The organism is Rhodococcus jostii RHA1, assembly GCF_000014565.1.
GTDB lineage: Bacteria > Actinomycetota > Actinomycetes > Mycobacteriales > Mycobacteriaceae > Rhodococcus_F > Rhodococcus_F jostii_A.
In genome coordinates this window covers 447,939-471,915 of record NC_008269.1, presented here as the reverse complement: position 1 = coordinate 471,915, position 23,977 = coordinate 447,939, and the positions used below count along the sequence as shown (strand labels likewise).

Below are 23,977 nucleotides of genomic sequence, written 5' to 3'. Positions count from 1 at the left end.
AGTCTGACGGTGGCGCTCATACCCCGGGTACCACACCAGAAAAGTCGCTGCGAGCGACCACTTGCCGAGAGGCGATATGGCGTCACCGTCCCGCTAGCCGGGTAAGGCCTACAGTGCGTAGCGTTCCCGGGCGAAGGGGATGAGGAGCCGCTATCACCGGGGAAGGCGACAGCGGCTTCCGTTTGCCCGGATACGTTCCGTCACAGTGAATCCCGGGTGATCGACCCCGGATCGAGGTCTCGTCGCTGTCCCTTGAAGCTGGGATGCCGCAGCCCGCCCGGCTGGTATTCGCGATACGCGACGTCCACGACGATCACCGGTTCGACCCAGCGCACGATCCCGTGCTCCTCCGCGGCCGGTGCATCGGTTCCAAGCGGGCTGGTGCGGCGCTCGAGGGTGGCCAGCTTCTCCTTCAGCTGGCGGCGCACGGCCATCGTGAATCCGGTCCCGACACTGCCCACGTAGCGAAGAACGCCCTGGTCATCGTAGGCACCGAGGACGAGTGAGCTGACCATATTGCGCTGTGCACCCCCGCCCGCGATCCAACCAACAATCAAGCAAGAGCTCCTCGTGCGCAGGAGAACCTTCCGCCACGACCGGGTGCGCTGGCAACAAGCTGGGAAGTCTCGAGGTCACCCACTGGTGCCCCGCAGCGGCCGTCACCGCCGCCGACCAGGCCTGACCCATCTACTGCGTTCCTACCCGCCCGGCGGTGGACATTGCGTGAGGTACCGGTGACGATCTGCTGCACTCGGATCCAGTGAGACGCCGACGACCTGTTCCTCATCGCGGCCACCCGCGGACGGCAGGGAATGAATGACCCCCAACCGCCACTCACCGAACATCGAGTGCGCAACCCAGATATGCCGCGCTGGTCGAAACAACCGCGGCAGGGGGTTGGTCACTCGGATCCGAAATCAACCGCCTCCTGGCTCGGCTCGACATCGACGGCAGCGCAGCAAATATGGCAGGAACGATCCACTCGATGATCCCGAATGGCGTTCGTCGCTCTCGACATCGAGTCCACAGCCACGCGGAGGCGCAGTCGGGCGTGACTTGGGGCGCGAGATGCCCGCAATCTCCTCGTCCGGGAGATCGGGCAACCTCGAAAAACGTGCTGCCCGGATCCGCCTGACCCCGCGACGTAATCGTCCCGGGCAGTCATTAGACTGATGGGCGTTCTGGTGAACATCCCCCCAATTTTGTTTCCAGAACACCCCCCTGTGGCCCGGCATCACCCCCCCGATGCCGGGCCACACCCCTGCGGTAACAACGACGAAAACATCCGCCCCACGAGCGGGATCCGGGCCGAATGGACCGCTATCTGACCACTGAACGCGTGCGTGAGCATTACAGCACGCCGTTGTAGAGTCATGTCGAGGAAAGTTCCGCACCGCCTGAGACGTCGTATCGCAGCCCGTCTGCCGGTCGACCCCCCAGGCTGCGGCAACCGGACTACTCGCCGCATCGTCGACGGGCGATGAACAGGAAGGACCCTCACCAGATGGCCAACCCGCATCGACTGACCACCGATCAGGTCATCGACCTGATCAAGGAGGAAACCGGTACCGAACTGTCAGTCTCGACGTTCCGCGGATACGTCTCCCGCGGGCAAGCGCCGGCGCCGGTGGAAAAGATCGGCCGCACCCCGCTGTGGAAGCGCTCGGAAATCGTCAAGTGGGCGAACAACAGGCCGGGTCAGGGCGCGCGCACCGATATCCGCAAACCGCGTCGGCGCCGCGCCGAGTGATCGCGTTTCCCTCTTGCGACGTCGAAGACCTGGAGGCCGGTCCACGGGCGTTCGCCCACACCTGAAGGCCGGTCCGCACTACGCCAGCGGGACGGCGCGGGGAAGTGGTGGTGTACACAGGCGGAGGTGGGCGCATGCTCGACGTGCATCCGGTGCGCGAGATGGCGTTACGGCCGCACGTGTAGGTCGAGAGTGTTTCCGCGGCTTCACGGGTCGGCTGTTCGTCGTGGGCGCCCGAAGGAGCGGTACGGCCGCCGGCGCTCGAATTGCATCACCGTGACGAAAGTGGCGAGAGTGGCGCGCGTTGGGATCATCTGGTGAAAGCCATTGGGGCAGATGGGTGGTTTCTCAAAGGATGGCGGCGGACGCTCGGTTAAGGGTGTGGTGCACGAACCTGTGGTCGACATCTGACACAATGCAATCCTAGCTACTTCGACCTGAAAAAGTCGGGGTGTGGCGGTACGTGATCAGCCAGTCCTGAACCGGAACAATGGCCTCAACCCGTTGGGCTAGAAGGGATCGAGGCCATCGTGTTCCGTACCGTAGGCGATCAACCGTCGTTGTTCGAGTCGGTGCTGCCGCAGGAGTTGCTGCGGCTTCCCGCGGAGCTCGAGCGAGTGGATGCGCTGTTGGATGATCCGGCGTTCTTCGCACCGTTCGTTCCGTACTTCGACCCGCGGATCGGTCGTCCGTCGACGCCGATGGAGACCTACCTGCGGCTGATGTTCCTCAAGTTCCGCTACCGGCTCGGCTACGAGAGCCTGTGCCGCGAGGTGAGCGACTCGTTCACCTGGCGCCGGTTCTGCCGGATCCCCTTGGACGGGTCGGTGCCGCACCCGACGACGTTGATGAAGCTGACCACCCGCTGTGGCGCGGCGGCGGTGGTCGGGCTGAACGAGGCGTTGCTGGCCAAGGCCACCGAGGCCAAGGTGCTGCGCACCACCAAGTTGCGGGCCGACACCACCGTGGTGCCCAGCAACGTGTCCTACCCCACCGACTCCGGTTTGTTGGCCAAGGCAATCCGACGGATCGCGGTCACGGGCAAGCGGATCCAGGCCGCCGGTGGAGCGACACGCACCACGGTCCGGGACCGATCCCGTGCGGCGGGCAGGCGTGCGCACGCGATCGGTTTCAAGCTGCGGTCGCGCAGCGCCGCCGGCCGAGACGAGGCCCTGGCGGCGGTCCGGCGCACCACCGGGGAGCTGGCCGACCTGGCCGAGACCGCCGCCACCGATGCCGAACGGCTGCTGACCAACGCGAAACACGCGCTGCGCCGGGCACGCACCAAGGCCACAGCCCGGAAGGCCCAGGGCGAGCACGACGGGGCCGCGGGCCGCCGGCGCGGACGCCTGGCCCGCGCCATCGACGACCTCGAGGACCTGGTCACCGCCACCCGGCAGATCACCGCGCAGACCCGACAGCGGCTGGCCGGGCAGACCCCGGACGGAGCCACCCGGCGAGTCAGCCTGCACGACCCCGACGCCCGGCCCATCGCCAAGGGACGGCTCGGCAAACCGGTCGAGTTCGGCCACAAGACCCAGCTCGTCGAAGGCGACGACGGCGTGATCGTGGACCACAACGTCGAACGCGGCAACCCGGCCGACGCACCCCAGCTGGCCCCAGCCGTGGATCGGGTCCGCACACGCGCCGGCCGGCCACCCCGCACGGTCACCGCCGACCGCGGCTACGGCGAGAAGGCCGTCGAGGACGACCTCCGTGACCTCGGCGTGCGCCACGTCGTCATCCCCCGCAAGGGCAAACCCTCAGCTGACCGGCGAGCCGAGGAACACCGCCCGGCGTTCCGACGAACAATCAAGTGGCGCACCGGAGTCGAAGGCAGAATCAGCGCCCTCAAACGTGGATATGGCTGGGACCGCACCCGCATCGACAGCACCGAAGGCGCCAAGATCTGGGTCGGCCACGGGGTCCTGGCGCACAACCTGGTCAAGATCAGCACCCTGGCAGCGTGAAAGGCGCCGATCGGGGGGAATTGCGGCCAACCCAATCACGACCGGCCGAGAACGGCCGAATCATGCTCACCGGGGCGCCTCGTTTTTCAGGTCGAAGTAGCTAGTGGTGTGTCTCGCAAATAATTCTTGATCGATTCGATAGAATCCGTACATGAGGAACCCGGTACCAGCTTTGGAGATTTCCGATGGGCAGCGCGTTGTACTCGAGTCGTTGGCGCGCTCGCAGTCGGGTGCACATCGGGAGGTGGTGCGGGCCAAGGCGTTGTTGATGGCGGCCGAGGGCTTGGCTAACACTGCTATCGCGCAGGCGTTGTCGGTATCGCCGGGATCGGTGGCGAACTGGCGGGTGCGGTTCGCCGAGGACGGCATGGCGCGGTTGGGTGAGGTGCGCAAGGGTCGTGGTCGCAAGCCCTCGATCCCGCAGGAGAAGATCGAGGAGATCGTGGACCTGACGCAGAACTACCGCCCGAAAGGCGAGACTCATTGGAGTTGCCGGACGATGGCAGAGTATGTCGGGGTCTCCAAGGACACCGTCCAGCGCGTGTGGTCTGCTCGCGGACTCAAGCCGCACCGGGTCGAGACGTTCAAACTGTCGAATGATCCGCGATTCGAGGACAAGCTCGTCGACGTCGTCGGTCTGTATCTGAACCCGCCCGAGCGGGCGATCGTGTTGTGCGCGGACGAGAAGTCGTCGGTGCAAGCCCTCGACCGGACCCAGGCCTCGCTCCCGATGATCAAGGGCCGCGGCGAGACGATGACCCACGACTACAAGCGTCACGGCACCACCACCTTGTTTGCCGCGCTCGACGTCCTTACCGGCAAGGTGATCGGCCAGTGCCTGCCGCGCCACCGTCACCAGGAGTTCTTGAGATTTCTGCGCACCATCGACCGTGAGGTGCCCAAGGACTTGGAGATCCATCTGATCCTGGACAACTACGCCACCCACAAGCACGAGAAGGTCCGGGCTTGGCTCGATAAGCATCCACGGTTCCACCTGCACTTCACTCCCACCTCCTCCTCGTGGCTTAATCTCGTCGAACGTTGGTTCCGAGAGCTGACAGATAAAGCTCTGCGGCGCGGGGTCTTTCACTCCGTACCGCACCTCATCGCCTCCATTGAGGAATACCTCGATGCCCACAATGAAAGCCCCCGACCGTACGAATGGACCGCGACCGCCGAATCCATCCTCGCCAAGGTTGCGCGCGGCCGCGTCGCACTGGAAAAGATCAGCTAAATCAGAGACACACCACTAGGATAGCTAGCAGAGTGGCCCCGGGTAGAGTTCCGATAGCCAGGAATCGTCACCAGCGGCTGAACATTTCCTCGCTGAGCGCAGTCGGACACCGTCACCGGCGGGCATCGGACCCGAAGGTGGTGGGGAAGGGGCTGGGACCGAGCGTGAGGGTGACCGAGGTGGGGTGGAGTCCGACCTGAGGCCAGCTGGTGGTGACGGTCAGCGATCCGGTGGTCGGGTAGGTGCCGATCCAGTGCTGCGGCGTGGTTCGGTACGGCCCGGATCCCTCCGGGCCGGAGTCGGGGACCGGGTGGAACGGGTCAGCGAGCCCGCCCAGGTCGTCGGCGAGGATGCGCACGGCCAGGTAGGACCACTGCGCCGACCAATCTTGGGGGTCGGTCAGGGGCCGGGTTTCGTAGCGCGCGAAGTCGGCGCGGACACCGGTGACGCACAGTGCGAACCGCAGCAAAAGCCCGGACGCGAACGCGGTCGCGGCGGACAGTTCGAGGGTGAGGTCGTTCTCGGCCACGATCGGCATGCCCGCGTGCACGGTGATCCCTCCGGTGGTGGGCGGCGCGAGGGCCGGCCAACGATGGCGGCGCATGCTTCATCGTCGCATCACTCGGCCCCGCGGTGTCTGTGAATTTCCTGAGAGTCCCTCCCCGCGAGTACGATTCGAGAACGAGACCTACAGCCCGGTAACTGAGAGCAGGGTGCCGGCGCCTGTGCTGTCGCCGAAGAGGGTCGTGTCTGCTCCAGGTCCCCCCGAGTACGACGAACGCAGGATGCTGGGTGACACCGCGCACTACTGGAACACGCACGCCGGCGGACGGGGTATGCGGGCAGTGTCAGAGGGCGGCGGTGATCAGGCCGGCAATGCCGGCCACCGCGACGAGCGCGAGAAGGGCCAGCGGGAAGGATCCGAGGACCGTGCACACGAGGGTGGTCAGCAGCGCCAAGCCGATGGTCACGGCGATACCCGCTTGCCAGCACTCGAGGAGCGCAGCGTCGGACGCCGCGGGGTCGTCGCGCCCGGTGTCGAGGGTGGTACGCGTGGCGGACAGATGCGGGCCGGGGACGACGGTCACGGGTGGTGGGGATCCTTCCAAAGCAGAGGGCAGGAGGTGTAAAAGGCTGATGCGCGGGTCACAGGTACTCCAGCACCGGAAAGAGCGCGATCGCGGACACCGTGATCCCCGCGACTCCGGCGACGACTCCGAGCAACGCCCGCAGCGATGCGGACTCATCGTCCGCTACGCCGGACCGGGACGTGGCGAAAGCGCCACACACCACGGCGCTCACGCCCAGGACGAACCCGAGTCCGACCACCCAGAACGACGCGATGGACAACGCCCCCAGGAAAATCGACACGGAGGGCAACCGCGATCCATCACACGGCGCTCGACGGCGTGCGCGCCCGGAGGAACACCCGTCACTGGTGACACCTGATGGGCGCGAGGTAGCGGCGGTCACTGATCCTCCTCCAGTGCGTCGGGTGGCCCGGTCGTCGATGTTGCGAAGCCGGATGTGCCAATCAATCACCTTCCAGCCACTGCCCCAACCCGGTAACAAGTGCACTGCACCTGTAACCAGCGACTGTGACTGGGCCCAGCGGCTTCTCGCTGATCGTGTCACCGAGTATGACGAATTTAGCACTCTCCATGGTGGAGTGCTAATGATTTGTCCGGTAGGCATAGGCGAGCACCGGGCCGGGATCAGGCGTCGAGATTCGGGTCATCGTGGCGCATCGTCATACTCGCTCGGACGCCAGCAGCAGCAAGCCGGTTCCATACTTGTAGAAATTGTCCAGCAGGCTGCTGGACAATTTAAAACATTCCCTGCCGTACCCTCCTTCTCTGGCGGCTCGGGGTGCAACATCCGGCATCATCGACGGGCTTCATACCACTCCGTCACCGGGTCCGCCTCAGCCGGTAGCACTCGCGCAGTTGTCAGAGGCACCCGCAATACTGCAATCACAACAGCCCCACAGGTAACAGGAGAACAGACACCATGCACCATCGCCCCCGGGCCGCTTTCCTCGCTCTCGCTGCGGCATCCGTCCTCGGTCTGTCGGGGTGCTCGGCCATCGCTGATGCGGATCCGGGAACCGGGTCACTCGGCGGCGCCCCGGCCACCCCCGCACCGGCATTCGATGCGGCACCGGCGTTGGCGAAGCTCGACACCCTGGCGGTCAAGGGACGCGCCCCCAAGACCGGATACACGCGAGAACAGTTCGGCCCGTCGTGGTCCGACGACAACAGCGTCGAGGGCGGCCACAACGGCTGCGACACCCGCAACGACATCCTCCGCCGCGACCTGGTCGACCTGACCTACAAGACCAGTACCCGGGATTGTGTGGTGGCGACCGGAACCCTGCACGACACCTACACCGGCACCACCATCGCGTTCGTCCGCGGCCAGGACACCTCCACCGCGGTGCAGATCGATCACGTCGTCGCCCTGTCGGATGCGTGGCAGAAGGGCGCCCAGCAGCTCAGCCCGGAGCAGCGCCGCGACCTCGCCAACGACCCCCGGAACCTGCAGGCCGTCGACGGGCCGACGAACTCGCAGAAGTCCGATTCCGACGCCGCATCGTGGTTGCCGCCGAACAAGGCCTACCGGTGCACCTACGTCTCGCGGCAGATCGACGTCAAAGCGCTCTACCGACTGTGGGTGACGCAGGCCGAGAAGGACGCGATGAGCCAGGTCCTGCACTCCTGCTAACGACACCCACCCCTGGGTTCGGCCGCGGGGGCAGTGGTGGCCACCATCGCTGCCCCCGACGTAAGAGAGCACTCATCCGACTGCGGAAATGGATGTTCCGCCAGCGGATTCGCGCTCAGCTCCGTGCTCGAGCCGAAAGCCGCCGGTCGCGGCGATGGACTCCCGCTCCGGTGTGCTGTGCCGACGCTCGTGGACCCCGCGGCCGTGGACCGGGGGAGACCCCGAGAGCGGCGAGAGGACGACGCTCCTCGTCGGGCAATGCTCCGGCACGCCATTTCTTGACCGCCCGATACAGCCACTGACCGACCTGTTCGCCGTCGGCGACATAATTCGCGGGCACCAGCGCGTTGCCGTGCTCTTCGCGGTACGCAGCGATTTCGGTGAGCATTCGCCGCTGCTTGCTGTCGGCACGTGACACAGCCGGAACTGGGACATCGTCATCGTCGCTCCACATGAACCCGATCGCATCGAGTTGCGCGATGCGTTGGGGCGGCAGGGTGCCGAGCATGCGGGCAACTCGCTGGCGCTCCTGCCAACGCCCCAGTCGTAAGCCGTCTTCGGTGACGTAGTCGGCCGGAATCGCAGTGCGAGGATGTTGACGCCGAAAAATGCGGTAGTGCTGCAGGGGAGAGGCTGCGGACTGGGTGGCGCGCATTGATATCGCATCCTTCCGAAAACCGTCGCACGTCTTCGAATTTGTCATTATTCCAAGTATGTCAATCGGTTTGACGATTCTGCAAGAAAGCAGGATTATCCAACCGAATGTAAGGGGATGCGCTACTGGAGCTGCACCGCATCGCCGCCAACGCCGCCCTCAACGTCGTCCGACGCCGCAAGAACACCGACAGCCTCGACGACACCGACGGCGAATACGGCATCCTGCTCGAAGACCCCGCACCCCGATTCGATGAGCAAATCACCACCATCGACGCGGTCCGCCCTCGCCCAACTCCCCGAAGACTTCCGCGCCGCCATCGTGCTCGCCGAGTTCGCCTCCCCGCCCTACGCCGACATCGCCGAACACCAAGGCGTCACCGTCGCAACCGTGAAAACCCGAATCCACCGCGCCCGCAAACAACTGGCCACACTCCTCGCACCGGCGATCGACCCGTGAGTCGACCACGCGTGATTCATACGCGACGCACGGTACGCATCGGCGGTGCCTAACCCTCGTGCTTCCGGTCGTACGGGAGGATGGGCGGGTGAGTGATTCTCCACTGCTGCCCGACGACTACCGCGACTTCCTCGAACACCTCAAAACCCAGGTCCGGCAGGCCCGGGTCCGGGCCACACGAGTGGTCAACACCGAGTTGCTCCTGCTGTACTGGGACATCGGCCGCGCGATCCTGGACCGCCAGGCAGCCGAGGGGTGGGGGAGCAAGGTCATCGACCGACTTGCCGTCGACCTGCGGTCCGAGTTCCCCGAGATGCGCGGGTTCTCCCGCAGCAATCTGCACTACATGCGGAAGATCGCCTCGGCCTGGCCCCGGAGCGCATTCGTCCAACAAGCTGTTGGACAAATCCCGTGGGGACACGTGACCGTGCTCGTCGACCGGCTCGACGACCAGAACTCCCGCGACTGGTACGCGGCCGCGGCGTTCGAGCGGGGCTGGTCCCGCAACGTCCTATCCCATCAGATCCGCAACCGACTCGACCAGCGGATCGGGGCAGCACCATCGAACTTCACCGACCACCTGCCCACCGGTGACTCCGACCTGGCGCAGCAACTGGTCCGCGACCCGTACGTCTTCGACTTCCTGGATCTGACCGATCGGGACTGTCGGGATAACGGTTGAACTGGATCTGGCCGACACGCCGAGTTCTCTTGGCGAGAAGGCAAGACGATGACCGAAACACTTGATCACATGGATCAGTCGAAGATTGACCACCAGAAGCTGGCCCAACAACTGTTGGCCCAGGCCAAAGCCGAGGGCGTCGAGCTGGTCGGACCGAACGGACTACTCAACCAGCTCACCGCGAACGTCCTCGAAACCGCACTCGAAGCCGAAATGGACGAGCACCTCGGCTACGAGAAACACCACGTCACGGGACGAAACAGAGAAAACTCCCGGAACGGGAGGCGGACGAAGACCGTGCTCACCGAAATCGGACCGGTACAGATCCAGGTGCCACGAGACACCGATGCCTCGTTCGATCCGCAGATCGTCAAGAAACGGCAGCGACGCCTGACCGGGGTCGACGAAATCATTTTGTCCCTCTCGGCGAAAGGCCTGACCACAGGCGAAATCGCAGCACACTTCGACGACGTCTACGGCGCATCGGTCTCGAAGGAGACCATCAGCAAGATCACCGACAAGGTCCTCACGGAGATGGCCGAATGGTCCGTCCGTCCCCTCGACCCGGTGTATCCGGTGCTGTTCATCGATGCCATCCACGTCAAGATCCGCGACGGTCAGGTCGCCAACCGGCCCGTCTATGTCGCCATCGGCGTCACCACCGCCGGGGAACGCGAGATCCTCGGGCTGTGGGCAGGTGACGGCGGGGAGGGGGCCAAGTTCTGGCTCGCCGTCCTGACGGAAATCCGCAACCGCGGGGTCGCAGACGTGTGCATCGCCGTCTGCGACGGACTCAAGGGACTGCCCGACGCGATCACTACCGTGTGGCCACTCACGGTGGTGCAGACCTGCCTGATTCACCTCTTGCGTAACACCTTTCGTTACGCATCGCGTCAGTACTGGGACGAAATGTCACGGGACCTGCGGCCGATATACACCGCTGTCAACGAGGCCGCGGCCAAGGAGCAGTTCACCGAGTTCGCCGACAAATGGGGGCCGAGGTATCCGGCGATCGTCCGGCTGTGGGAAAGCGCCTGGAGCGAGTTCGTGCCCTTCCTCGACTACGACCCCGAGATCCGCCGGGTCATTTGCTCGACGAACGCGATCGAGTCCCTCAACGCGCGCTACCGGCGGGCGGTGCGGGCGAGGGGCCACTTCCCCAGCGAGCAGGCCGCGCTCAAGTGCCTCTACCTCGCCACCCGGTCACTGGACCCGACGGGTAAGGGAAGAGCACGATGGGTGACGAGGTGGAAGCCGGCCCTCAACGCGTTTGCTATCACATTCGAAGGCCGAATCACCCCAACCGTGATCTAGATTCATGCGCCAGAACTGGATCCACCGATGTTCTGACAGTCCCGACCGATCGGGTCGCGGAGCGAGAGCTCGAGGCCGCGCTGATGGCCCGGTTGGAACGGTTCCTGCTCGAGCTCGGTCACGGCTTCGCGTTCGTCGGCCGCCAGTACCACTTCGACGTCGACGGTGACGACTTCTACATCGATTATTCTGATTCCCGGGTTATTCCGAGGCCCGGTGTCGAGCGGCTGCTTTGTGCTTGCAGCCTGGGGTGATGTTGGTTTCGGTTGGTTGGGTGTCGGGATATTGCGGTCATCTGAGTCCGAGTAGCCGGTTGAGGATGTCTTCGTTGTCGTGCCAGACAGCCTGGGATGGCTGGGGTGTCGGGGCGCCGTTGGCGGTGGCCTTCTGGATGGCACGGTTTTCATTTCGGTGTCGGCGTGGGCGTAGATGAGTGTGGTCTCAGGGTCGGCGTGCCCGAGCCACTCGGTGAGGAGGGCGAGCGGCATGCCTGCCTGGTAGAGGTGCATGGCTCGGGAATGGCGCAGCATGTGGGGGTGCGCTCCGGCGGGCACTTCGGCGCATTTTCGGTGGGCGGCTTGGGCGTGCTGGCGAATGATCCGGGCGGCGTTGTCGTCGGACATGCGCCTCTTGCGGTGGCTGTGGATGGTGTAGAACAGCGGGTCGCCAAGCTGGGGGTCGGGGTGGAACGCGGCGGTGTAGCGCCTGTAGTGGGCGGCGGTCTCCTTCGTGATGGGGATGCGGCGGGGTTTGGATCCCTTGCCGAGTAGGTCGATGGTGAGACGTGTCGCGTCGAGGTCTCCGATGGCGGCAGAGAGCATCTCGGCGTCGCGGGCGGCGGTGTCATACATCAAGATCATGAAGAACTGGTCTCGCAGTCCGGTCCGTATGGTCGGATCGGGTTGGGCGAGGAGCGCTTTGATCGCTTGCTGGCTCATGTGGGAGACGGGTTTGGTGGCGGGCGCTTTCATCAGCGGGATGCCTGCGAGATCGGCGAGGTGGATGGCGAGTGTCGGCTCGGCGGTGGCGGCGTATTTGAAGAACGACCGGATGCAGGCGAGGCGCTGGTTGTAGGTTGCCGCTGTCCAGTTGCGTTCGGCACGTGTCTGTTCGAGGAACCCGGTGATGCAGGCGCGGTCCAGCATCGGAAAGGTGATCTTGTCGACGGGGATGCCGCCGGTGTCGCAGACGTGGCTCAGGAGCATGTTCCAGGCGCGGCGGGCAGATTCGATGGTGTGGGGGCTGGCGGCGCGTTGCCTCGGCAGGAACACGGTGAACCAGTCGCGCAGGTGTTTGAGGAAGGTGTCGGCCGGGGTGCTCATAGCGGCGGCTCCGGGATGACCCCGTCCGCGCTGGTCAGGCCCGTCGCGGCGATCCGCTGGGGCAGCAGGTGGACGTAGTAGGCGGTGGCTGTGTAGGTGGCGTGGCCCATGTAGGCGGACAGGTAGGGCAACCAGACGCCGAGGTCGCGGCCTTCGTCGACCCAGCGCGCGAGTGTCCGGGTGGCGTAGTTGTGGCGCAGCGTGTAGGGCGTCGAGCCGGGGGCGACCCCGTCGGCTATTGCCCGAACGCGGTGGTACTGCGCGGTCAGCCAGCGGGGCGGGTAGGGCCGGCCGGAGGTTTGTTCGAAGAACCACTCGCGATCGGGCTGGCGCACGTCGGCGAGCCGGTCGAACCTCGCCAGCAGCTCGGTCATGTCGTCGCCGACTGGGACGAGGCGGTCTTTGCGGCGCTTCCCCTGGACGACGGTCAGCACCATGGTGTCGAGGTCGACGTCGGCGCGGCGTAGGCGCCGGGCCTCCTGCGGTCGAAGCCCGCAGCCGAGCATGAGGCGGAACACAACAGGGATGATGTGCTCGCGGTACGGGCTCAGCTTCGACGGTCCGATCCGGTCACACGCGTTGAAGAACCGTTCCAGCTCGTCGTCGGTGAACATGTGCGGTAATCGCCTGGCCGGTTTGCCGATCCAGGCGGACGGCATCACGAACGCATCGGCACCGACGGATTGAAGGCATTTGCCGAAAGACCGGATGGCATGCATCTTGTAGCCTGACCCGCCCGCCGACTTGCCCTCGTCGCACCACTCGGTGGCCAGTTCCCGGGTCAGGGCGGTGGTGTCGGGATATTTGGCTAGGCAGAATCGGTCGAAGTTTTGCATCACGAACGGCAGCGGGCCCGTGTAGAGGCCCAGCGAGTCCCTCAGCTCCAGCATTGCGGTGATATGGGAGGCGAACGCGCTGGTGTAGTTGGTCATTGCAGCGCCTCCGCCCGGCATCCAAAGCCGGTCAAGGGCAGGTAGCACTCGCGCAGCGAGTCCGTGTCCAAGGCGATGTAGCGTTTCGACGAGTCGATTCGGGCATGACCGAGAATTTGGGCGGTCATCGGCAGTTCCGTACCGGTCTCGATCAGCCTGGTGCCCAGGGTGCGACGTAACGCGTGGAACGTCTTTCCGTCGCCGGCCTTGTGGTGGATGCCCGCCGCGGCCAGATAGCGTCTCATGATCAACGCGCCCGTCGGTCCCGTCAGTTTGACGTGCGGAGCGTTGGCGCGCAGGAACACCTCGGGTGCATCGGAGGCAGGTCTGGCGTTCAAGACATAGTCGGCGACCGCGTTGCCCGCCTCGGCGGTGAGCGGCAGCGCCAGCGTGGCCGCGGTCTTTCGCTGCACGATTCTGATCTCATCGCGTCGCCAGTCGATGCTCTCCAACCGCAGATCGGTGATGTCGCCGCAGCGCAGCCCTGTCGACACGGCCAGTCGTACCATCGCGTAATCCCTGTTGCCGACGGCCGTCGCGGTGTCGATCACTGCTAGCAGCCGGGCGACCTCGTCCTGGGTGAAGCGCGGCAAGGTCCGAATCCGTCTCGGTGAGACCTGTGACAACATCGCGTGCACTGGCAGGTCGGACAGTTCGAAGTCGTTGAGGAAGCTGAAGAATCGCTTGACCGCCCACACGGTGTTCCCCATGCCCGACCGGTGATTCGGGGCCACGGCCATCAGGAATCCCCGCACGTCGTCTAGCCCGACACTGCCGAAGCTGTCATGGCCACGGTCACGCAGATGAGTAAGCAGCTGCCTGATCTCGCCTACAGCAAACTCGACCGATCCGACGGCCAGGGTTCCCGAGAGCGACTCGTCGAACAAGCGCAGGGCCGTCTCGAAGCGTGATGGCAGCTGTGTCGACATCGGACGCCGCCTGCGCCATGCCACCTTCCCGGCCAGCTTGAACTCGAGCAGCATGTTCGCTGTCTTCTCCAGCGACGACCGGAACACCGGACCGATGCTGCCCTGTTGCAGTCGGGTGTCCTGCTCGGCCAGGAACCTGTCGCGGACCTGCTCGTTGTACTCGTCGATCGCGTGGTCGGTGCAGTACCGTGCCACGGTCACGCAACAGCTCCTCTGATACTTCAGCGATGCCTCAGTCAGTCCGGCACCCCGGGCTGCCGTCAACACTCCGTCCACCAACACAGACATGGCTGGTTCCATGGTCTCGTCCTTCCATCGTGACGGTCACGGACGCTCCATCGGAACGTCCGCAACCAACACAACGGCATGACCCGGCAGCGCGCTATCGGCCGGAGATGGTCAGCGGTTTGAGGGAACTATTCCGACAACCGCTCCGAAAACACGTCGTCAGCGCAGGGCCTACGCGCAGATCGGCATAACCCGGGAATCGGAATAATCGACAAAATTCCGACCTCGGAATTTCATCGACCTGCTGTTCTTCAACTGGATCCAGGCCCGCTTCGTCGTGGTCGAGCTGAAGGTAGGTCGGTTCGAACCCGAGTACGTCGGCAAGCTCGGGTTCTACGTGTCCTGGATTGACGACAACTTGCGCGACCACGACCAGTACGCGCCGACCATCGGGATCTTGCTGTGCGCCGGACGAAATGACAACGTCGTCCGCTACTCCCTGGCTGGAACCACCGCACCGTTGGCGGTCGCCGACTACACCTACGACACCCTGCCCGCGCCGGTGAGGGAACTGGTCCCCACCGATGACGAACTCGCCTCCGCGGTGGGGGAGACCCTCACCCACCTGGCGGAAACCCCGTCACCACGTGCCGACACCGATCAGTGAACCCGCTGATATCGGCCGACCGGGGCCGAGCCAGTGATATGAATGAGCCATCCGAACCGGATTGCGACATAACAATTCAGCATTGTAAAGTTGGTGACATGACGGAACCCGCGCCGAGCAGCGACGACAACCAGACCAAGCCCGCCGACATTGCGCCGCAGCACACCGAGAACGGCTTCGGCACCTACGAGTGGGATCCCGAGCGCGGAATCGTGTTCCGCATGGACCTCGACCAGTTCGGCACCATCGGCGGCGTCCCGGTCAGCCAGTACACCCCGTCGCCCCCGGTCCCGTACACACCGCTCAACCTCTCCTGAGTATCAGTCACACTCCCGCGACCGTCAGCACCCGCCCCGGATGTTGGGGCACAGTACATTTCGCAGATTCCGGCTCGCCGAGGCGCCGTGACCGATCGTGGCGGCGGCGGGCGCCGTGGGGTGCGACTCGCGGTCCCCGGACGTACCGGAACAATGGCCGGTGATGAGCGAGACAAACATGGGCCGCGTACCGGTGGGGGATCCGATCCCGCTCCGGCTCGATCCGACCACCAAACAACGCCTCGAGGAGTTGGCCGCCGGCATCGGCCCGCGCCGCTTCGGGGCGCTGGTGCGGGTCGCCGCCCGCCGACTTGTCGCCGACCCCGACCGGGTGCCCGAAGCACTGGGACAGGCCCGCCGCGCCTCCGCCGACGCCCGCCGCATCCCCTGGGCGGAAAGACCCCTCGACCTCGACCCCGCCACCAATACTCGCCTCAGCCAACTCGCCCAGGAGTTCCACACCGACCGCAGCGCGATCGTCCGCGTCGCACTGCACCGCTTCCTCACCGCGGCAGGACGATTCCGCCACCCGGTGCTCCGCGAAGACACCCGCACCGATCTGATCTACCGCACCCGCGTGTACCTCAACCGCTCCACGCTGGTCCGCCTCGAAAAGCTGATCAGCCGCAACGGCGACGCCCTCACCGCCGCAGCGATCCGGGTCGCGGTCCGCCGACTCCTCGACAACCCGGGAGACCTCGCCGCCGACCTGGCCACGATCGGCACCGCCCGCGACCTGACCCCGGAAACTCTGGGCCCTCGCACGAACGTGCACTTCGACGACGACCTGCGCGACCAACTCGACACCCTCGCCGGGCAGCTCGACTCCGACCGAGCCGAACTCATGCGCCTGGCCGCCCGCCAGCTCCTGGCGAACCCGCGGGACCTCGAGAAGGCGGTGACCGAGGAGATCTACCGCGGGGACGCCAACCGGGCCAGGCTCCTCGCCCGGGACACCCGCCGCCGACAGGCCGCGGCCGCCGACCAACCTGCCCACACGCCCACTCGAGCACCGAGTCCGCAGGGGAACCCGTTCGGGCGCCGGCACGTCTTCCGGTTCGACGAGGACACCAAACGCCGCCTGGAAGAGCTGGCAGACGAGTACGGTCCCCGCCGGGTCTCCGCGCTGCTCCGCGTCGGAATTCGCAGACTCATCGGGTCCCCGCACGCCGATGAGGCGTTGGCGCAGGCACGCCGGGCCGATGCCCAGGCCCGCGCGCTCCCGCACGACCCGGTCACCCTGAAACTGGACCCTCCCACGGCCGCCCGCTTCCGCGCTCTCGCCACCCGCCACGAGGCGTCGCCGCGGGACCTGGTCGCGGTTGCGGTGCACCGCTTCCTCGCCGCCCCCGGCAACTACCGGCCGGCGCTGATCGACGAGGCCGCCGTGTCCGGGCTCGACGAGAAGTTCAGGGTGTCCCTTCGCCCGTCGGCCCGACGCGACATCGACCGGCTCGCCGAACGACACGGCACACGGCTCAGCTCAGCGCTCGTGCGCGTCGCGGTGCGCCGGCTTCTGGACAACTCTGGCGACCTCACTGGCGACCTGGAAAACGTTGCGCCCGTGCACGACCTGCGCCCGGCGCACCGTACCGCCCGAGTCGACGTCGCCCTCGACGACGAACTCCTCGCGCACCTCGACGCCCTCGCCGACCGGCTCGGCTCGAACCGCCAGGAACTGGTGTATCTGGCGGCCAAACGCATCCTCCGCTTCCACAACAACATCGAAGACCGGATGCTCGACGAGATGTTCCGCGCTCCGAACAGCCGGAAGCACCTGCTGGCCAAACATGCCCGCCGCGAGAAGATCCGTCGGAGAGGCCGCGGTAGCGACACCTGAGCTGCGAGAATAGATGGTGGGTCGGGCCCCGCATCACCAGAGGACCCATGTCTCGGTTTCTGCGTCTCGCGTTCGTCGCGTCGACGGCGGCCGCCGCTCTGTCCTGACCGCGGCACCCGCACACGCGGCACCATCGCTGGACCCGCCGGGGTGCACCGTGCAACGGTTCATCCTCGTGCGATGTCGACGTGCCCCGGGTTCCGCGAACACCCATCAAGTGGAGATGGTGTGCCTGATCTTCGGATTCCCTGCCAACGTGTACTACGCCTGGGGGCCAGAGGTGCCCACGTTCCTGCCGTCCGTCTCGCTCTGCCCGCCTGTGAGTTACGGGTTCACCGCAACTGTGCACCTCCGATAGCAGCCGGTGCCCCCGTGACCTGCGTAAATGGCACTTTCCCTGGCGCGGTCCCCTCCCGTCGCCCCGGACGTGCCGGCGCGGCGCCGCGGGAACTCCAAGGCAGGAGGAGGTGGTTGTCATGCTCGACCTGGCCTATTGGTTTCCCCGAAATCATGCCCATCGCGAACGGAGTATGCGCATGGTGGGATTCCACGCCCTTCCACTGACCCGGAGGTGATAACGCTCAGATGACACATCCCACTTTCGGGGATGATTCTCAGTGGTGCAGGACGGTGACCGAATTGCGGATCTGGGCGCGCTGCTTGGCGTCGAGGCCACGGACTCGGGTCCGATTTCGGCCTCGACGCGAGATTCGGGACGAGATTGTGCGGGAAGCCTGGTTGCGTGACGACATTCCGACATTGTCTGACAGACACTCGACCGAGCGGGCATCGGGAGCGACAGGTGTGAATCAGGGAGTGTGAGTGAGAATGAATCATAAACGGGTGCACGCAGTTTGGGTCAAGGAGGCGTTCTGTGTTAGCCGTATTCCTTGCCGATATGCACCGCACACTCTGCCGGTCGCTCGTTGACTCACATTCACGATTAGTCTATGCGGTGATGGATACGTCCGAGGAGGCCGCGCGTGCGTCGGCGGCCATGACTGCGGAAGGCTAGCGGAGTTGGCCATGAACGTTATCAGCGGTGCCGCGCGCGCCGCCAGAAATGCAGTCGCGGTTCTTCGGAACGCGGGTGAGGGCGCCTGGTCCTTTACGAGCAGCAAGCGGCGGCAACGGACGCAGACGTCGGAGGAAGCCAGAGCCGGACTCGAGGTGGAACCCCAGATCACCATCAAGCCTGAGTCGGAGCCGACCCCGTCCCAGGTGCCGCCCGCGAAGAAGGCTGTAGCCGAGTCACCTGCGAAGGAGGTCGCTTCCGCCAATCCGACCCGGTCGGAGACGCGGCCCACCAAGCGAGGCGCCAAGGCAATCGCCGAACGGGTGCCGTCCGAGACCCCGCCCTTGAGGAAGGCTGCGGCCGCCCGGTCCGAGACGCCGCCCGCCAAGGAGGGTTCTGTGAAGGCGCCCGCGAAGAAGGCTGCCGCCAAGGCACCTGCGAAGGCTGTGGCCGGGAAGGCGCCCGCGAGGAAGGCTGCGGCCGCCAATCCGGCCCGGTCGGAGACGACCCGCGCCAAGCGAGGTGCCAAGGCAATCGCCGAACGGGTGCCGTCCGAGACGCCGCCCTTGAGGAATGCTGCGGCCGCCCGGTCCGAGACGTCGCCCGCCAAGGAGGTTTCTGTGAAGGAGCCCGCGAAGAAGGCTGCCGCGGAGGTGCCCGCGAAGAAGGCTGCGGCCGGGAAGGTTCCCGTAAGGAAGGCTGCGGCCGCCAATCCGGCCCGGTCGGAGACGACCCGCGCCAAGCGAGGTGCCAAGGCAATCGCCAAACGGGTGCCGTCCGAGGTGCCGCCCGTGAGGAAGGTTGCGGCCGCGAAGGCGCCGGCGAAAAAGACCGCTGCAAAAACCGCGAAGAAGGCCGCTGCGAAGGTGCCCGCGAAGAAGGCCGCTGCGAAGGTGCCCGCGAAGAAGGCCGCTGCGAAGGTGCCCGCGAAGAAGGCCGCTGCGAAGGTGCCGGCGAAGAAGGCCGCTGCGAAGGCGCCTGTGAAAAAGGCCGCTGGGAAGGCACCCGTGAGGAAGGCGGCGGCGGCCGGTAATGAGTGATGTACTTACCGGTGCGCGATGCCCATAAGGGCCTGAACCTGTGTTGCCGAGCGTTCGCCCCACCCGGGGGAGCGGGCGCTCAACTGTCGGTTGCCGAGCCAGGGATAGGGGTCTGGGGTGTCGAACGTCCCGCCCGGGCTTCTTCGTGTCCATTGACAGCGAGGTCGGCCGCCTCGGAATGGCGGGCAGGACCGGTGCGTGGTGTAGGTGCTGTCTCGGCTCCGGCATCAACGAACTCGCACGTCTCTCACGATCGGGGATGAACCCGGCGGACATATGCTGCCTAGAACAGCAACGGCGCGAGCACACCCGCGCACTGTTGCAGCGAGTCGGCGCGCCCGAGGAGAGCGTCGATGCGGGCGGATGGGCCGGCGAGGCAGAGGGCGCCGGCGGTGTCTCCGTCCGGGTCGCGCAGCGGCACCGCCAAGCAGGCGAGGTCCTGCTCGAGCTGATCGAGCTGAACGGCGAACTGCTGATCGCGGATGGTGCGCAACTCGGCGTCGAGAGCGGCGAGATCGATGACGGTGGCCGAGGTCAGCTGCCGCAGCGGAGTCGAGGGCAACGCTTCCTGCCAGATGGTGCGGTCGGCGAGTAAGAGTTTGCCGGCGGCCGAAGCATGCAGGTAACGCACCAGCTCACGTTCGGCGCGCACGGGGTGATCGGGGTCGGCGTCGAGGACCCGCAGCGTCGTGTTGTGGAAGGCCATCACGTGGACGGCGAACCGCACGTTGTCGCGGAGGTCGTCGAGTTGCCGGCGCGCGGCGGTGGGAACGGTGGGGGAGGCGGCGGCGGTGACGAGCCCGTTGAGGCGTGCGCCGAGCCCGAAGCCGCGCAGATCCGAGGTCCGCACCAGATACTCCTCGGCGACGAGCGAGTTGATGAGCCGGTAGGCGGTGGCCTGGGGAAGGCGCAGGGCGCCGGCGATCTCCTTGGCGGTGACCCCGAGGCCGAGGGTGGCGACCACCTCGAGGATGTCGAGAGAGTTCGAGACGGTGCTGGGGTGGTGTCGGGACGGGTCGGTGCGTGGGCTCATCGGAACGCGGCCGTGGGCAGCAGGTCGGTGCGCTGGGTCTCGTCGTAGATACCGACCGAGGCGAGTCGGTGCGGGGCCAGACGCCGAAGCGCAAGGGTGTAGAGCACCGCGACCGCCATGATGACGGCATAGACCGCGATGAGCACAATCCCGTCCGCAATGGCGAAGGCCACGGCGTTGACGACCAGGAACAGCAGGATGGCGGTGGTTACGGTGCCGAGCACCCAGACCGCGGGGGTCGACTCTCCGATGCGCCGCAACAGGATCGGGGCGGACAGGCACCCGGCGAGATAGCTGCCGATATAGCCGCAGGCGCTGAGGGTGAGGAAGATGCGTAAACCCTGATCGGGCGAGACACCGGCGAGCAGAGCCGTGATCGGCACAGCGGTCACCGCGACCATCGACGCGGCAATGGCAGGGGCGGGCGTCTGAAATCGCGGGTGAGTGCGGCCGAGGGCGGACGGGGCGACGCCCTCGCGGCCCATGCAGAACAGCACGCGTACGAGTGCATTGACCGACGCCAGGGTGCAGGCGAAGAACGAGGCGGCGATTCCCAGGTCGAGGATCGCCGACAACCCGGTCGAGCCCTCCGAGACCAGCAGCGCGACCAGCGGGGTGGCACTCTCGCGCACCGTGTCGGGGGCCTCGGCGAGGGCGATCGCCTGCACCGGCAGGGCGATCAGATACAACGCGGCGGCGGCGACCGGGGTCCACCGGATCACGCGAGGCACCGACAGGAATGGGTGGCGGGCCTCGCCGCTCAGTGTCGTGGAACTTTCAAAGCCGACGAAGGCGCTGACGGCGACGATGACGGACAGCGCCATGCCCTGTGCGTTGCCCTCCCAGCTCATGGCGGCGGCAACCGGTGCGCCGGTGCGAGTCGTGGTGACCAGCAGCAAGATCAGTAGGGCGCTGACGAGGCCGATGGAGACGCACTCGACGAGCAGGGTGATCCGGGCCGAGATCCGGATGCCGCGGATCATCACCAGGGTGGCCACCACGGCGGCCACCACCGTGACGGCGACGATCGCACCGGTGGGGGTGCCCCGCGCCAACCCGGTGGTGACGGCGATGTGCGAGAGGTAGGTGCCGACGGCGAGCAGGCCGGCCATGCCGACCGTCGCATATCCGACGATCGCGGACCAGCCGGTCGGAACGGCGGCGGTCGGGCCGAGGCCGCGGGCGGTATAGCTGTAGATTCCGCCGACCGAGGCCATCCGCTGTGCCATCGGCCGCAGGCACGCGGAGACGAGCAGGATGACCACGGCCGCGCACACGAACGCCGCGAGCGCCCCGCCCCCGCCGGCGGTGCCGATCACCAGCACCGGGATCACAGCCGCCGCACCGGACGGTGCGACCGCTGCGACGGACTGGGCGAACACCGGTATGAAGGGCAGCTGACGGCGCGGCAACCCCTGCACGGGGGACCGCGTCGCGACCAGCGCCCGCTTGTGCGGTGAAGTCGTCATGTTCCGCACGCTCATCTCTGAAGAAGCCGCGAAGTCGCCTGGTCAGCAGGCTGCACGCGGCCCTGGGTGGTGCTCGATGTCACGTCCAGCGTCGAATCCAACCATTTCCGATACATGACGAGAATGTTTCACCCATGTTAACCAGGTCGAGAATTTTCCGGTGCGAAGTTCTCACCTTTGTTCTCTCAGCCGTGTGCTCCCGGTCACACGGCGGCGTTACGGTTCGTGCTGTGGGCGGTTGACCGCACCCCGTGAGGTTCCTCCTCAGGGACATCTCGAAGGGCGTCGGCGGCCGATCACATCGCTAAGCGAATAGTCCGTTGATCTACGCAGACATCTCCACCGATCGATCCATGAACCGGCCCGGCCGCCGTGCCACCCGGAATGCCCGCCATCGAGGGCACCTCTTCGTGATGTCGACGTCGTGGAAAGAACCATGCCAAGGAGCGAGACACCCATGTCCATTCAGGAAATCGATCGCACGGTCGCCGCACCGGGAACTCATCCCCTCGACCCCCTCAGCCGCGACGAAATCTCGAAGGCGGTGTCGGTGCTGAAGAGCACACAGGCGCTGGCGGACAGCTTCCGGTTCGTGCAGGTGGAATTGAAGGAACCGTCGAAGAAGGCACTGCGCGGCGACCTGTCGCAGATTCGCCGCGAGGCCAGCGCCGTGCTGATCGACCGGTCCACCGGATATGGCTACGAGGCCACCGTCGACCTCGAGAACGAGAGTCTCGAGCGGTGGGTGGAGCTGCCGTCCGGTGCCCAGCCGCCGATCATGCTCGACGAGTTCGAGGAATGTGAGGTGAACTGCAAACGCGATCCCCGCGTCGTCGAAGCCCTGGCCAGCCGCGGGCTGACCAACCTGGACCTGGTGTGCATCGAGCCGTGGTCGGCCGGGTACTTCGGCAAGGACGACCAGGGTCGCCGTCTGATGCGGGCCCTCGTCTTTACCCGGCTCGATCCGGATGACAGCCCCTACGCGCACCCGGCCGAGGGCCTGATCATCATCTACGACCTCAACAACGGAGAGGTCGTCGAGATCGAGGACAACGGCCTCATCCCTGTTCCGCAGCAAACCGGCAACTACCTGCCCCAGCACGTCGGTCCGGCCCGCACCGACATCAAGCCCCTCGAGATCACCTCACCCCAGGGCCGCTCCTTCCACGTCGAGGGCCAGCACGTGACCTGGGGTGGCTGGAGCTTCCGGGTCGGCTTCACCCCGCGTGAGGGTCTGGTGCTGCATCAGCTGAAGTTCCGGGACGGCGGCACCGATCGATCGGTGATCAACCGCGCCTCGCTGGTGGAAATGGTGGTGCCCTACGGTGACCCATCCCCGGTGCAGCACAAGAAGAATGCCTTCGACGCCGGCGAATACAACATCGGTGCCCTGGCGAACTCCCTGGCACTCGGCTGCGACTGCCTCGGCGAGATCCAGTACTTCGACGGCATCGTCAGCGACAGCCACGGCAACCCGATGACGATCAAGAACGCGGTCTGCATGCACGAGGAAGACGACTCGATCATGTGGAAGCACTACGACTACCGGCAGGACACCGCCGAGGTCCGGCGCTCACGGAAGCTGATCATCTCCTTCATCGCCACCGTCGCCAACTACGAGTACGGCTTCTACTGGCACCTCTACCTCGACGGCACCATCGAGTTCCTGGTCAAGGCCACCGGCATCCTCTCCACCGCCGGTCAGCAGCCGGGCACCAAGTCGCTGTACGGGCAGACCCTCAACAACGACGGCCTCTACGCCCCCATCCACCAGCACATCTTCAACGTGCGCATGGACTTCGAGCTCGACGGCACCAAGAACGCGGTTTACGAGGTCGACACCGAGGTGCCCGACACCAACCCGACACAGAGCTGCTTCTACACCGTCGACCGCCTCCTCGAACGAGAACAGGACGCCGCCCGCCGCGCCGACGCCGGCAAGCACCGATTCTGGAAGATCGTCAACCACGACCGCCGCAACATCGTCGACGAACCGGTCGCCTACCGGCTCCAGCCCACCGACGCAATCACCCTGTCCGCCACTCCAGATTCCTGGGTGGCCAAGCGAGCCGGGTTCGCCACCAACAACTTCTGGGTCACCGCCTACGACGAGACCGAACGCTTCCCGGCAGGGGAGTACCCGAACCAGTCCCGCGGCGGAGACGGCCTTCCCTCCTACATCGCGGGCAACCGCAACATCGTCGACGAGGACATCGTGGTCTGGTACACCTTCGGAATGCACCACGTGGTGCGCCTCGAAGACTGGCCGGTCATGCCCCGCCAGCACGTCGGCTTCATCCTCCAACCCCACGGATTCTTCGATCAGAACCCCACCCTGAACCTGCCCCGCCCCGAGCGGCAGGCCGAGGGGTCGCACTGCGGATGCGAGGACTAGCC

The 23,977-nt window shown here is 65.9% G+C and carries 18 protein-coding genes and 6 pseudogenes; 13 read left to right on the top strand and 11 right to left on the bottom strand.

What is annotated here, in order from left to right:
• Positions 1–200 precede the first annotated feature (200 nt).
• A pseudogene (locus tag RHA1_RS37920) lies at positions 201–608 on the bottom strand (ATP dependent DNA ligase); the annotation flags it as partial.
• An 896-nt stretch (positions 609–1,504) separates the two neighbouring features.
• On the opposite strand from RHA1_RS37920, the gene RHA1_RS37915 reads away from it, so the two are divergent.
• The 3 genes from RHA1_RS37915 to RHA1_RS37905 all read left to right on the top strand — a co-directional run bounded on the left by RHA1_RS37915 (position 1,505) and on the right by RHA1_RS37905 (position 4,954).
• Entirely contained in the window at positions 1,505–1,750 is a 246-nt protein-coding gene (locus RHA1_RS37915) for a helix-turn-helix transcriptional regulator (RefSeq protein WP_011599296.1), read from the top strand.
• A 530-nt stretch (positions 1,751–2,280) separates the two neighbouring features.
• On the top strand, positions 2,281–3,720 hold the full coding sequence (locus tag RHA1_RS37910; RefSeq protein WP_011599295.1) for an ISNCY-like element ISRjo3 family transposase: 1,440 nt from the start codon (positions 2,281–2,283) through the stop codon (positions 3,718–3,720).
• 151 nt (positions 3,721–3,871) lie between these two features.
• Positions 3,872–4,954 (top strand): IS630 family transposase, encoded by a 1,083-nt coding sequence (locus RHA1_RS37905; RefSeq protein WP_011599198.1) that lies wholly within the window; start codon positions 3,872–3,874, stop codon positions 4,952–4,954.
• Positions 4,955–5,066: 112 nt separating this feature from the next.
• On the opposite strand, the gene RHA1_RS51245 is transcribed toward RHA1_RS37905, so the two are convergent.
• The 3 genes from RHA1_RS51245 to RHA1_RS37890 form a co-directional block, all read right to left on the bottom strand.
• Complete coding sequence (locus tag RHA1_RS51245; RefSeq protein ID WP_011599293.1) at positions 5,067–5,558, bottom strand: hypothetical protein; 492 nt, start codon at positions 5,556–5,558, stop codon at positions 5,067–5,069.
• Between the two features lie 244 nt (positions 5,559–5,802).
• On the bottom strand, positions 5,803–6,042 hold the full coding sequence (locus RHA1_RS37895) for a hypothetical protein (protein WP_041813177.1): 240 nt from the start codon (positions 6,040–6,042) through the stop codon (positions 5,803–5,805).
• Positions 6,043–6,100: 58 nt separating this feature from the next.
• On the bottom strand, positions 6,101–6,325 hold the full coding sequence (locus tag RHA1_RS37890; protein WP_007296749.1) for a hypothetical protein: 225 nt from the start codon (positions 6,323–6,325) through the stop codon (positions 6,101–6,103).
• A gap of 639 nt (positions 6,326–6,964) precedes the next feature.
• On the opposite strand from RHA1_RS37890, the pseudogene RHA1_RS37885 reads away from it, so the two are divergent.
• Positions 6,965–7,675, top strand: a pseudogene (locus tag RHA1_RS37885) (HNH endonuclease family protein); the annotation flags it as partial.
• A gap of 118 nt (positions 7,676–7,793) precedes the next feature.
• On the opposite strand, the gene RHA1_RS37880 reads toward RHA1_RS37885, so the two are convergent.
• Together RHA1_RS37880 and RHA1_RS52525 are read right to left on the bottom strand one after the other, a co-directional pair.
• Positions 7,794–8,333, bottom strand: coding sequence for a helicase associated domain-containing protein (locus RHA1_RS37880; RefSeq protein WP_011599290.1), 540 nt, complete (start codon positions 8,331–8,333; stop codon positions 7,794–7,796).
• A gap of 122 nt (positions 8,334–8,455) precedes the next feature.
• Positions 8,456–8,593, bottom strand: coding sequence for a hypothetical protein (locus tag RHA1_RS52525; protein ID WP_237727056.1), 138 nt, complete (start codon positions 8,591–8,593; stop codon positions 8,456–8,458).
• On the opposite strand from RHA1_RS52525, the gene RHA1_RS52520 reads away from it, so the two are divergent.
• The 4 genes and pseudogenes from RHA1_RS52520 to RHA1_RS49855 all read left to right on the top strand — a co-directional run.
• A complete protein-coding gene (locus RHA1_RS52520; RefSeq protein ID WP_237727055.1) occupies positions 8,586–8,792 on the top strand; it encodes a sigma factor-like helix-turn-helix DNA-binding protein in 207 nt (68 codons plus the stop codon). The two genes, RHA1_RS52525 and RHA1_RS52520, sit on opposite strands and share 8 nt — an antisense overlap.
• Before the next feature lie 88 nt (positions 8,793–8,880).
• Positions 8,881–9,453, top strand: a pseudogene (locus RHA1_RS37870) (DUF1016 N-terminal domain-containing protein); the annotation flags it as partial.
• Between the two features lie 69 nt (positions 9,454–9,522).
• A complete protein-coding gene (locus RHA1_RS37865; protein WP_011599287.1) occupies positions 9,523–10,788 on the top strand; it encodes an IS256 family transposase in 1,266 nt (421 codons plus the stop codon).
• A gap of 44 nt (positions 10,789–10,832) precedes the next feature.
• Positions 10,833–10,973 (top strand): annotated as a pseudogene (locus RHA1_RS49855) (PDDEXK nuclease domain-containing protein); the annotation flags it as partial.
• 285 nt (positions 10,974–11,258) lie between these two features.
• On the opposite strand, the pseudogene RHA1_RS37860 reads toward RHA1_RS49855, so the two are convergent.
• The 3 genes and pseudogenes from RHA1_RS37860 to RHA1_RS37850 all read right to left on the bottom strand — a co-directional run.
• A pseudogene (locus RHA1_RS37860) lies at positions 11,259–12,110 on the bottom strand (tyrosine-type recombinase/integrase); the annotation flags it as partial.
• Positions 12,107–13,042, bottom strand: coding sequence for a tyrosine-type recombinase/integrase (locus RHA1_RS37855; RefSeq protein ID WP_007298608.1), 936 nt, complete (start codon positions 13,040–13,042; stop codon positions 12,107–12,109). The pseudogene RHA1_RS37860 and the gene RHA1_RS37855, both read right to left, overlap by 4 nt.
• Positions 13,039–14,172, bottom strand: coding sequence for a site-specific integrase (locus RHA1_RS37850; protein WP_007298607.1), 1,134 nt, complete (start codon positions 14,170–14,172; stop codon positions 13,039–13,041). The genes RHA1_RS37855 and RHA1_RS37850 overlap by 4 nt, the downstream gene beginning before the upstream one ends.
• Before the next feature lie 319 nt (positions 14,173–14,491).
• On the opposite strand from RHA1_RS37850, the pseudogene RHA1_RS37845 reads away from it, so the two are divergent.
• The 4 genes and pseudogenes from RHA1_RS37845 to RHA1_RS37825 form a co-directional block, all read left to right on the top strand.
• Positions 14,492–14,866 (top strand): annotated as a pseudogene (locus RHA1_RS37845) (PDDEXK nuclease domain-containing protein); the annotation flags it as partial.
• Positions 14,867–14,964: 98 nt separating this feature from the next.
• Positions 14,965–15,183, top strand: a complete 219-nt coding sequence (locus tag RHA1_RS37840) for a hypothetical protein (RefSeq protein ID WP_041813174.1) — start codon at positions 14,965–14,967, stop codon at positions 15,181–15,183.
• A 163-nt stretch (positions 15,184–15,346) separates the two neighbouring features.
• Positions 15,347–17,023 carry a ribbon-helix-helix domain-containing protein gene (locus RHA1_RS37835; RefSeq protein ID WP_041813407.1) on the top strand — a complete coding sequence of 559 codons (1,677 nt, stop codon included), beginning with the start codon at positions 15,347–15,349 and terminating at the stop codon, positions 17,021–17,023.
• Positions 17,024–18,049: 1,026 nt separating this feature from the next.
• Positions 18,050–19,078: a hypothetical protein gene (locus RHA1_RS37825; protein ID WP_011599281.1), complete on the top strand. Its 1,029-nt coding sequence runs from the start codon at positions 18,050–18,052 to the stop codon at positions 19,076–19,078.
• A gap of 283 nt (positions 19,079–19,361) precedes the next feature.
• Here the strand turns inward: RHA1_RS37825 and RHA1_RS37820 are convergent, their stop codons facing one another.
• Together RHA1_RS37820 and RHA1_RS37815 are read right to left on the bottom strand one after the other, a co-directional pair.
• Positions 19,362–20,111: an IclR family transcriptional regulator gene (locus RHA1_RS37820; RefSeq protein ID WP_011599280.1), complete on the bottom strand. Its 750-nt coding sequence runs from the start codon at positions 20,109–20,111 to the stop codon at positions 19,362–19,364.
• A complete protein-coding gene (locus RHA1_RS37815) occupies positions 20,108–21,580 on the bottom strand; it encodes an APC family permease (protein ID WP_007296130.1) in 1,473 nt (490 codons plus the stop codon). Before RHA1_RS37815 ends, RHA1_RS37820 begins: the two co-directional genes overlap by 4 nt.
• Before the next feature lie 457 nt (positions 21,581–22,037).
• On the opposite strand from RHA1_RS37815, the gene RHA1_RS37810 reads away from it, so the two are divergent.
• Positions 22,038–23,975, top strand: a complete 1,938-nt coding sequence (locus RHA1_RS37810; RefSeq protein WP_007296131.1) for a primary-amine oxidase — start codon at positions 22,038–22,040, stop codon at positions 23,973–23,975.
• Positions 23,976–23,977: the final 2 nt, after the last annotated feature.